Below are 9,319 nucleotides of genomic sequence, written 5' to 3' on the forward strand. Positions count from 1 at the left end.
CTCAGAGCTGGGCTTCGATCGCCTGCACGACCTCGGCGGCATCCGGGGTGACGGTGGGGCGGAAGCGGCCCGCGACCGTGCCGTCACGGCCGATGAGGAACTTCTCGAAGTTCCACTGCACGTCACCGGCGGAACCGTCGGCGGCGGGGGTCTCGACCAGCGCGGTGTAGAGCGGGTGGCGGTCGTCGCCGTTGACGTCGACCTTGGCCAGCAGCGGGAAGTCCACGCCGTAGGTGACCGAGCAGAACTCCTGGATCTCCTCGGCGGAGCCGGGCTCCTGGCCCATGAACTGGTTGCACGGCACGCCGACGACGGTGAAGCCGCGCTCACCGTAGGTCTTCTGCAGCTCGACCAGGCCGGTGTACTGCGGGGTCAGGCCGCACTTGGAGGCCACGTTGACCAGCAGCACCGCCCGGTCACCCGCCACCGCGCCCAGGGTGGTGTCCTCGCCGGAGAGGGTCTGCACGGCGATGTCTCGAATATTCGCGCTCACCGGCGCCACCGTACCGGAGCCGACGCGCCGGGGCCCAGGGTCCCGACCGGACAGATTTCTGAAACACGTTCTTGTTTTGTCGGCGGTGACGCGGCACCATTTCGGTACACACCCGAACACCGGAGGCCGCTCGTGACCGAAAACCCACCCCGGACCGACACCGTCCGCCCGCTGCGCGCGAACACCGTGACGCACTGGGATTTCGAGGCCGACGTCGTGGTCGCCGGCTACGGGATCGCCGGCGTGTGCGCGGCGATCGAGGCCGCACGGGCGGGAGCGCGGGTGCTGATCCTGGAACGCACCGGCGGCTGGGGCGGCGCGGCGGCGCTGGCGGGCGGTTTCGTCTACCTGGGCGGCGGGACTCCCCTGCAGAAGGCGCTGGGCTTCGAGGACACCCCCGAGAACATGGCCGCCTTCCTCACCGCGGCACTGGGCCCGTGTGCCGATACCGACAAGATCGAGGACTACTGCGAGGGCAGCGTCGAGCACTACAACTGGCTGGTCGACTGCGGGGTGCCGTTCAAGGAGTCGTTCTGGGGTGAACCGGGCTGGGAGCCACCGCACGACGAGGGGCTGATGTATTCCGGTGGCGAGAACGCGGCACCGTTCCTCGACATCGCGACACCGGCGCCCCGCGGGCACGTCCCCGAACTGGCGGGCAAGAAGATCGGTGAGCGCAGCGGCGGCTACATGCTCATGAAGCCGCTCGCCGACACCGTGGCCGAACTCGGCATCCCGGTCGAGTACGACACCCGCATCCGCAGGCTGATCGTCGACGACGACGATCGCGTGGTCGGCGTGCTGGCCACCCACTTCGGCAAGCCGGTCGCGGTGCGCGCGCAACGCGGCGTGGTACTGGCCACCGGCAGCTTCGCCTACGACACCGAGATGATCGACCGCTACACCCCGAAACTGAGCGGGCGGCCCGGCGCCGCGATCGAGGAGCACGACGGTATCGGCATCCGGCTGGCCCAGGCACTGGGTGCCGAACTGGCGCACATGGACGCCAGCGAGGTCGCCATCTTCGGCGATCCGCAGATGATGGCGCGCGGCATCATGGTCAACGGGCGCGGGCAGCGCTATATCGCCGAGGACACCTACCCCGGCCGTATCGGCCAGGCGACACTGTTGCAGCAGGAAAACCAGGCGTTCCTCGTCATCGACGAGAAGTCCTTGGAAGAGGCGCTCGCCACCGAGAGCGCCACACCGTTCTTCCGGTTCCCGCCCAAGTGGGTCGCCGAGACCGTGGCCGAGCTCGAGGCCGAGATGGGCCTGCCCGAGCAGGCGTTGCAGACCACGGTCGCCACCTACAACCGGCACGCCGAGCAGGGCAGCGACCCGCTGCTGGGCAAGAAACCCGAATGGGTGCGGCCGATCTCGGGCTCGCTGGCCGGTTTCGATCTGCGCGGGTTCACCGCCGGATTCACCCTCGGCGGGCTGCGCACCGACCTGGACTCGCGGGTACTGCACGTCAGCGGGGAGCCGATCGCGGGGCTCTACGCGGCAGGACGATGCACGTCGGGGCTGTGCGCCGGCGGGTATGTCAGCGGGGCGTCGCTGGGCGACGGCAGCTTCTACGGCAGGCGCGCGGGCCGGGCCGCCGCGGCGACGGCCACCGACTGAGACACGGAGCACCCGCCGGGCGCCGACTGTCAGTACGCTGCTTCCAGCGCCGCCCGGCGACGAGTCCGGCTGTGGCGCATCCGAGTTGACTACGACAGATGCAGTGCAGGATCGGAGTTGGACAGTGCAAGCAGGTGGGACGTCCGCGGATTACGTGATCGTCGGCTCCGGATCAGCGGGGGCGGTGCTCGCGAACAGGCTCAGCGCCGACTCGGGCACCACGGTAGTGCTGTTGGAGGCCGGACCGGCCGACGACGACAAGTTCGCCCACATTCCGGCGGCGTTCTCGAAACTGTTCCGCACCGAGCGTGACTGGGACTACCTGACCGAACCGCAGGCGGGCCTGGGCGACCGGCAGATCTACTGGCCGCGCGGCAAGACCTTCGGTGGGTCGTCGTCGATGAACGCGATGATGTGGGTGCGCGGGTTCCGGGCCGACTACGACGAGTGGGGGCTGCTCGCCGGCGAGCAGTGGAACTGGGGCGCCGCGGTCGAGCAGTTCCGCAAGATCGAGCGGGTGCAGGACGCGCAGTTCCCCGACGAGGGGACCAAGGGCCCGCTGCACGTGCAGCGTCAGCGCAGCCCGCGCGCCTCCACCCACGCCTTCCTCGAGGCCGCGCGCCAGGCCGGTCACGAGCTCGAGTCGCCGAACCGGCCCGCGCCCGAGGGCTTCACCCAGACCATGGTGACCCAGCGTGACGGCAGGCGCTGGAGTACCGCCGACGCCTACCTGCACCCGGCGATGAAGCGCGCGAACCTCACCGTGCACGCCGAGGCGCTGGCCACCAAGGTGCTCTTCGAGGGCACCAGGGCCACCGGCGTGCAGTACCTGCAGGGCGGGCAGACCCACACCGTCACCGCGACGCGCGAGGTCATCCTGTGCGGTGGCGCGGTGAACAGCCCGCAGCTGCTGCAGCTCTCGGGCATCGGCGACCGCGACGAGCTCGCCGAACACGGCATCGAGTCGGTGGCGCACTCCCCCGAGGTCGGCGCGAACCTGCAGGATCACCTGATCGCCGCACTGGGCTACGGCGTGGAATCCGATTCGCTGTACGCGGCGGAGAAGCCCCTGGAACTGATCAACTACCTGGTCCGCCACCGCGGCATGCTGACCTCCAATGTCGGCGAGGCCTACGGTTTCGTGCGCAGCGAGCCCGAGCTCGAGCACCCCGACCTGGAGCTGATCTACGCGCCCGCGCCGTTCTATCACGAGGGCCTGGTCGAGGCGACCGAGCACGGCGTGGTGCTGGGCGCGATCCTGCTGCGCCCGCGCAGCCGCGGCAAGATCGGGCTGGCCTCGGCCGACCCGACCGCCAAGCCGGTGATCGATCCGCGCTACCTGTCCGATCCCGACGGCGCCGACCGGGCCGCGCTGGAAGCCGGGCTGCGGGTGTGCGCCGGATTCGTCGGCCAGCCCGCGCTCAAGAGCGCGCTGGGGCCGCTGATCTACCCGCCGGAGGCGCCCGAGGACCTCGAGGGCGCCATCGCGCTGACCATCGAGAAGTTCTCACACACCCTCTACCACCCGGTCGGCACCTGCCGGATGGGCACCGACGAGGCCAGCGTCGTCACGCCGGACCTGAAGGTGCGCGGAGTGGAGGGTCTGCGCGTGGCCGACGCCTCGGTGATGCCGCTGATCATCCGCGGCCACACCAACGCGCCCGCCATCTTCATCGGTGAGCAGGCGGCCTCGTTCATCCTGGCCGACGCCTGACCGGCCGGTGAGGGCGCGTCGCGGCGCGCCCTCACCGCACCGATCAGAGCGCGGGTACCCGCGCGAATCCCAGCGGCGGCGTCGGCAGCGGGCCCGAGCGCAGGTCGTGCCGGAAATCGGGCAGCAGCGGCAGCATCTCGACATTGCGGGCGGCGTAGCAGCGCACCATCGGCAGCGCGCGGGCCACCTCGGCGCGTTCCACCGGCTCGGCGTCGAGGAACGCCAGCCCGTCCAGGCCGAGGCCCAGGGTGTCGGCGATGCGCACGATCGAGGCCGATTTGCGGCCCCAGCCGATCTCGACCGCCGAGAACATCTCGTAGAGGCCGTGCCGGTAGAGCGTGTGCAGCGTGCGCGCGCGGTCGCCGCGGGCCGCGACGGCATGCAGCACGCCGCGCTCGCTCAGCTTCCGCAGCGTGCGCACCGCGGGTGGGCGCGGCGCGGCGCTGGTCCCGTCGTGGACCACACCGTCCCAGAGGGTTTCGTCCAGTTCCCAGACCAGACAACGGACGGCAGGTCGCATCATGGGTGCCCCTATCGGTTCGTTCCGGCGCGGTGAACTCTACAACCCCCGATAGCGATCGACCAGACTTGTGAAGGGTCACCAAGGCTGCCCCGGCGCCTGTGCCGCCGACCTATAAGCAAGCAATCCTTTCCACTCCGCGCACCGGTTGGCTAGGGTGAAGTCGCTGGACGGCGGGGGGTACAGCCCGGAAACAGGCGAAGGGAACACAGATGTCCGTAGACAACCCACCCCGGCAATCACTGACGATCTCCGGGCGGCCGATGTCTTCGCCACTCAAGGACGTCCGAGCGCTGTCGCGGCAGATGGTGGGTCACTTCGTCGAGAACGTGGCGCCGTGCGGCACGCTGCCCGGTGACGCCATCTCCGGTGACGTCACCACCATCACCCGCATCTGCCTGGAATTCGCCGTCAGCATGCTCGACGGCCGCGACATCCCCAACACGCTGCAACGGCTGCAGGACGCGGCCAGCGCGTGGGCCAGGGAGGGCGTCCCGATCGACACGATCCACCACTCGATCGCCGAGGGCTTCAAGATCGGCCTGGATCTGGTGGTGTCGAGCGCGTCGGTGAAGGACTACGACAACCTCGTCGACGGCGTCAAGGTGGTGATGGAACTGCTCGACACCATCACCGCGCAGGTCTCGCTGGCCTACGTGCGCGAGTTGCGCGGTGTCGTCAGCGAGCACCACACCGCGGTACACACGCTGACCTCGGCGCTGCTCGGCGGCCACAGCACCTCCACCATGGCCCGCGAGTGCGGGATCGCCATCGCCGACACCTACGCGGTGCTGGCGCTGTCGATCCCCCCGCACCGCGAGGAGGCCAACCCCGCGCTCGACGCGAAGGTGGTGGCCCGGCGCAAACTGCGCCGCGTGCAGGCCGAACTGGCCAAGCGCTGCGGCGAGACGGCGTTGTCGCTGCTCAGCGTGGACGGCGGCACGGTGCTCATCCCGGCCGACGCCTTCGATCGCGACGGGCTCGCCGCCCTGGTCGCCCAGCTCTCGCACGCCGCGCAGGTGGGCATCACCGCCGCGATGGTCGAGTCGAGCAGCACCGGCGTTCCCGACGCCGCCGACCAGGCCCACGAACTGCTCGACATGGTCCAGCGGCTCGACGTGACCTCGGGGCTGTACCGCTTCGACGAGCTCGCGCTGGAATACCAGCTGACCCGCCCCGGCCCCGGCCGGGAATTCCTCGGTTCGCTGCTCGACCCGCTGGACCAGTACCCCGAACTGCTCGAGACGCTGCAGCGCCACATCGCCAACAATCTCAACCGCCAGCGCACCGCGCGTGTGCTGCACGTACACACCAACACCGTCGACTACCGGCTCAAGCGGATCGGTCAGCTCACCGGCTTCGACCCCACCCAGCCCTCGGGCCTGTGGTACCTGCGTTCCGCGCTCGTCGCGCGCAGCTACCGCAGCGCCGCCTGACCCCACACACGCCGAAGACGCTGCCCACCGATCACGGGCAGCGCCTTCGCGGTGTGTCACAGCGATCCACCACCTCCGATCAGCCACGGGTTGAAGGTGCAGGCGAGCTCGTGGTTGCCCGCCGGGTCCAGCGCGCGCAACGCGATCGACAGCGCGCGCGGGGAGTACATCATCGTGAGATGGTCGGAGACATCCTGCTCGCAGCCGTCCTGGAGGGTGATGTTGTCGACCGTGGCACCCGGCCCGGCCTTCAGGAAGGTCAGGTCGTAGGGGTTGGTCACCTCGTCGTAGCGGGTGCCGACCACCGTGTAGTCGACTCCGGCGACGGTGTCACCGCCCGCGTTGAGCTCGTTGACGAAGTCCGAGCCGATGGTCTGCTGGATGCCCGCGTGCCCGACGAAGATCTCGACCAGGCCGAGCACGTCGATGCCGAGATTGTTGATGGCGCGGCCCAGCGCGCCGATGCCGTCGAGGCTGGTGCCGTGGTGGGTGGCACCGAAGGTGATCAGGTTCTTCACCTTGGCCGCGCCACCGTCGAACTTGGTGTACCAGTTGGCCATCGCGCCACCCTGGGAGTGCGCGACGATGTCGACCTCGTCGGAGCCGGTGGCAGCGAGCACGCGGTCGACGAAGGTGGCCAACTGGTCGGCGGAGTCCTGGATGTAGCCGGTGCCCATCACGCCGGGCAGCAACGAACCCAGCCCGCCACCCTCGACCAGGCCGGAACGGCCGTAATTGAAGGTGAACGTACACAGGCCCGCGTCCTTGATCGGCTGACCCATGAAGGCGTAGCCGTTGTAGGCGTTCATCCAGGTGCCGTGCAGCAGCACCACCGGGCGCGGCTTGTCGGCGGTGGGCTTGCAGTTCCAGTCGTTGGCGCCGGGCGGGGCGGCGTCACCGTTGCCCAGTCCGTAGGCGAAGGCGCCGAGGAACGAGGTCTGCGCCGGGCCCACACCGACGGTGTCGGTGGACTTGCCGCCCGAAGACCCCGAGCTGGAACCGGATCCGCCGTAGCAGTTGCCCGACCCGTTACCCGAGCCCGCGCCGCTGCCGGAGGTGCACGCCGAGCCGGTGCCCGCGATCGGGCTACCCGCCATCACCTCGGCGAGATCGTGTTCGGTGGGCGCGGGCGCCGGGGCCGCGCTCGCGCCCGCCCCGGACAGGGCGACGGCGAGTGCGCTGACGCCGGTGAACACCGCTGTCTGCACCGCGCGTCGGCGACTGGGAGATTTCATCGTCTGGTGTATCTTCCTGTGCGATTCGATAATTCGAGCGAATGGCTTGTCGAAACCGGACCGAACATAAGTCGCGGAATTCGGGCCGATCCGGACCTCGCCTTTGTTCTGGGCAGGTCACCACACCTCACGAACAACCCCCATGACCGCACACAGGACTTTTTCCGCTCCCCGGACCGCCGCGTCACCCGGATCTTTGCCGGAAAACTAGTGGAATGGTCACACTTCACAGTCTGTGCGGGCTACGCTCGTGACCGTCGCCAACGACGGCGAAGAATGTTCGAAGGGCTGCACCACCGATGAGCGTCACGCGCGAAAAACTGGAAGAACTCCGGGGCCTGCTGGAACTGGCCGAAGAACCGGCCGGCGAGGTCGGTATCGCGAAACGCAAAACGAAAGACATTCCCAGCGCCAGACAGCGGGTGCGCGCGCTGCTCGACCCCGGCACGTTCGTCGAGATCGGGAAACTGGTCCGGCAGCCCGGCCGCACCGAGGCCATGTACGGCGACGGGGTGGTCACCGGCCGCGGCGAGATCGACGGCAGGCCGGTGGTGGTGATCGCGCACGACCAGACCGTGTTCGGCGGGTCGGTCGGGGAGATGTTCGGGCGCAAGGTCGCCGCGGCACTGGATTTCGCGCTGGCCAACCTGTGCCCGGTGGTCGCGATCAACGACTCCGGCGGCGCCCGCATCCAGGACGCGGTCACCTCGCTGGCCTGGTACGCGATGATGAGCCGCCGCCAGGAGCAGCTCTCGGGACTGGTCCCGCAGGTCTCGATCATGCTGGGCAAGTGCGCGGCCGGATCGGTGTACGCGCCGGTGAACACCGATGTGCTCATCGCGACCGAGCAGTCCTACATGTTCGTCACCGGGCCGGAGGTGATCCGGGAGGTCACCGGCGAATCGGTGACCATGGAGGAACTCGGCGGCGCGCGGGTGCAGGCCGACAACGGCACCATCCACCACGTCGCGGCCGACGAGGCGGCCGCCTTCGCCTGGGCGCGGGCGTATCTGAGCTATCTGCCGAGCAGCTGCAACGAGCCGCCGCCGATCGTCAACCCGGGACTCGAACCCGAGATCACCGACAGCGACCGCGAGCTGAACACGATCATCCCCGACGCCGACCGCACCGGCTACGACATGTACGACATCCTGCTCCGCCTCTTCGACGACGGCGATTTCCACGAGATCGCCGCCGCCACGGCCGCCAATCTGATCACCGGATTCGCTCGCGTCGACGGCAGGCCCGTCGGTGTGGTCGCCAATCAGCCGATGGTGCTCGGCGGCGCGCTCGATGCCCGATGCTCGGACAAGGCAACGCATTTCATCCGGATCTGCGACGCCTTCCGGATCCCGCTGGTGTTCGTCGTCGACACCCCCGGCGTGCTGCCGGGTGTCGACGAGGAGCGCAACGGGGTGATCAAGCGCGGCGGCCGGTTCTTCCGCGCGGTCATCGAGGCGACCGTCCCGATGGTGACCGTGGTGGTGCGCAAGGCCTACGGCGGCGGCTATGCGGTGATGGGCTGCAAACAGCTCGGCGCCGACCTGAGCCTGGCCTGGCCGACCGCGCGCATCGCGGTGATGGGCGCCGAGAGCGCGGTCGGCATCGTCGGCAAACGGCAACTCGAGCAGGTCCCGGCCCCGGACCGCGCGGGCGCCCGCCAGTTCATGATCGACCAGTACAACGCCACCGTCGCCACCCCCTGGATCGCCGCCGAACGCGGCTACATCGACGCCGTCATCGAACCCGCCACCACCCGCCTCGAAATCCGCCACGCCCTCCGCCTCCTCCACGAAAAAGAGGCAGTGTCCCGCCCGAACCCCCGCAAACACGGCCTGTTCCCGGTCTGAGGCCAACGCGTAGTCTCACGCCACAACGGCAGCCGAATCGGGCGCGGCACAGAGAGCGAGTAGCTATGGGCAGTAGCGGTGTACTGAGAATCTACAATCTCTATCGAATGATATCCCCGGAGGCCATTCTCTGTGAAAATCGGTGCATGGCCGGTGAAATTTCCCTCGGCGATGTCGCCCTGTACGGCGTGCGCAAGGACGGCACACCGAGCCTTTTTCATCCTGCTGCCTCGGCCTGACGCTCGCGGTCCTGCAGTACTCCGATCGCCTTGACGAGCCGAGTCGTCTTGTCAGGACAACATCGCAGCTTCCGCAAAATCTTCCACACCTTGAGCTGGGCGAATGCCCGCTCGCCGCGGCCGCGTAGCCGTGCGTGGGCACGGTTGGCTTCCTTCTGCGACGCTGGCTTGTTCCTGCCCTTGTACGGAGTGAGGACGCCGACGACACC

8 protein-coding genes are annotated in these 9,319 nt (G+C 68.9%); 4 read left to right on the top strand and 4 right to left on the bottom strand.

Going from position 1 to position 9,319, the window contains the following annotated elements; translation table 11 throughout:
• Position 1 precedes the first annotated feature (1 nt).
• Complete coding sequence (locus ACWEMY_RS12690; RefSeq protein WP_452390129.1) at positions 2-493, bottom strand: glutathione peroxidase; 492 nt, start codon at positions 491-493, stop codon at positions 2-4.
• A gap of 132 nt (positions 494-625) precedes the next feature.
• Here ACWEMY_RS12690 and ACWEMY_RS12695 point away from each other — a divergent pair, with 132 nt between their 5' ends.
• Entirely contained in the window at positions 626-2,116 is a 1,491-nt protein-coding gene (locus tag ACWEMY_RS12695; protein ID WP_452390130.1) for an FAD-dependent oxidoreductase, read from the top strand.
• Positions 2,117-2,240: 124 nt separating this feature from the next.
• On the top strand, positions 2,241-3,830 hold the full coding sequence (locus tag ACWEMY_RS12700; RefSeq protein ID WP_452390131.1) for a GMC family oxidoreductase: 1,590 nt from the start codon (positions 2,241-2,243) through the stop codon (positions 3,828-3,830).
• Between the two features lie 43 nt (positions 3,831-3,873).
• Here the strand turns inward: ACWEMY_RS12700 and ACWEMY_RS12705 are convergent, their stop codons facing one another.
• Positions 3,874-4,353, bottom strand: a complete 480-nt coding sequence (locus ACWEMY_RS12705; protein ID WP_278262193.1) for an HAD family hydrolase — start codon at positions 4,351-4,353, stop codon at positions 3,874-3,876.
• A gap of 209 nt (positions 4,354-4,562) precedes the next feature.
• Between ACWEMY_RS12705 and ACWEMY_RS12710 the strand changes: the two genes are divergently transcribed.
• Entirely contained in the window at positions 4,563-5,786 is a 1,224-nt protein-coding gene (locus tag ACWEMY_RS12710) for a PucR family transcriptional regulator (RefSeq protein ID WP_452390132.1), read from the top strand.
• 56 nt (positions 5,787-5,842) lie between these two features.
• On the opposite strand, the gene ACWEMY_RS12715 is transcribed toward ACWEMY_RS12710, so the two are convergent.
• On the bottom strand, positions 5,843-7,021 hold the full coding sequence (locus ACWEMY_RS12715) for an esterase/lipase family protein (RefSeq protein WP_452390133.1): 1,179 nt from the start codon (positions 7,019-7,021) through the stop codon (positions 5,843-5,845).
• 299 nt (positions 7,022-7,320) lie between these two features.
• Between ACWEMY_RS12715 and ACWEMY_RS12720 the strand changes: the two genes are divergently transcribed.
• A complete protein-coding gene (locus tag ACWEMY_RS12720) occupies positions 7,321-8,871 on the top strand; it encodes an acyl-CoA carboxylase subunit beta (protein ID WP_452390134.1) in 1,551 nt (516 codons plus the stop codon).
• 217 nt (positions 8,872-9,088) lie between these two features.
• On the opposite strand, the gene ACWEMY_RS12725 is transcribed toward ACWEMY_RS12720, so the two are convergent.
• The coding region (locus ACWEMY_RS12725; protein WP_452390135.1) for a transposase family protein at positions 9,089-9,319 on the bottom strand (231 nt) is incomplete at its 5' end.

It is taken from the genome of Nocardia sp. NPDC004415 (genome assembly GCF_053602435.1).

What these genes read in the sequence shown, in the direction of transcription:
- ACWEMY_RS12705 (WP_278262193.1), bottom strand. Translation starts at nt 4,353, where the DNA reads ATGATGCGACCTGCCGTCCGTTGTCTGGTCTGGGAACTGGACGAAACC.
- ACWEMY_RS12710 (WP_452390132.1), top strand. Translation starts at nt 4,563, where the DNA reads ATGTCCGTAGACAACCCACCCCGGCAATCACTGACGATCTCCGGGCGG.
- ACWEMY_RS12715 (WP_452390133.1), bottom strand. Translation starts at nt 7,021, where the DNA reads ATGAAATCTCCCAGTCGCCGACGCGCGGTGCAGACAGCGGTGTTCACC.
- ACWEMY_RS12720 (WP_452390134.1), top strand. Translation starts at nt 7,321, where the DNA reads ATGAGCGTCACGCGCGAAAAACTGGAAGAACTCCGGGGCCTGCTGGAA.